This is a genomic window from Polaromonas sp. P3_C2, from assembly GCF_056402675.1.
Window position 1 is genome coordinate 1 of record NZ_JBFUGX010001063.1, and the last position, 927, is coordinate 927.

Consider the following 927-nt stretch of genomic DNA (forward strand, 5'->3'; position numbering starts at 1 on the left):
GTCGAAAATTGCTATTTTTTTATAGCTACTTGCGCAAACTGAGTCTGGGCTGGAGCCACTTTTCTTATAAATTTCCCAGTCTGTAAGCCGGCCGGCTTTTGCAGCCCGCACGCGCTTGTCATACCGGCGCAGTCAACCAAAGCCGCCACCACCCGCGAACGGCCTGAATTGGCCACAATGCGTCATGGCCTCCATGACAACCCCCATGACATCGGTGTATCCGGCTCTCTCAAGCGGCGGGCCGGAYCGGCTGGCCAACATAGGCCGCGCACGGCAAGCGGTTCTGTACGGTGAGTACACGCCCGGAGGTGTCAGCCCGGTGGTTGAAAGCTGGATAGAGCGCTCCTGGCAGCGCTGCCTGGCCGGCGGCCAGCGGCCCGAGCGGGCGCCTTCTTTCGATATCGTTCCGGCCGCCGCGCTGCGCCGCACGCTGGAGGCCAACCACCAGCTGGTGCAAGCTGCGGCACCTGTACTGGAAAAGCTGGGCCAGGCCATTGCCGACACGCGCTACTTCGCCATCCTGACCAACCAGGCCGGCGTGGTCATCAATGTGAATGGCCCGATAGACCGGCGCGACCGCCGTGCCGACATGATCACACGCATCGGTACGGACCTTTCGGAACAACAAGTGGGCACTACCGCCATCGGCGCAGCGCTGACCGAACTGCAACCGGTGTGGCTGCATCGGGGTGAGCATTTTTTTGATGCCACCTCGGTCTACAGCTGCGCCGGCGCGCCCTTGTTCGGCCCCGACGGCCGCTGCGCCGGCATGCTGGACCTGACGGGCATCGAAGTGGTCGAGAGACCCGAGCTCAAACACCTCGTTGCGCAATCCGCGCGCAGCATAGAGAACGCACTCACTTTGGGCAAACCCCATGCATTGCTGATCCGGCTGAATTGGCCGGGCCGCACGCTGGGGGATGAGAC

Annotated in this window: 1 protein-coding gene; it reads left to right on the plus strand. The window is 62.7% G+C overall.

Translation table 11 applies throughout. From position 1 onward, the window contains the following. Positions 1-193: 193 nt before the first annotated feature. Positions 194-927: GAF domain-containing protein (locus AC1DWI_RS24570; protein WP_477726102.1), on the plus strand; the 734-nt coding region annotated here is incomplete at its 3' end.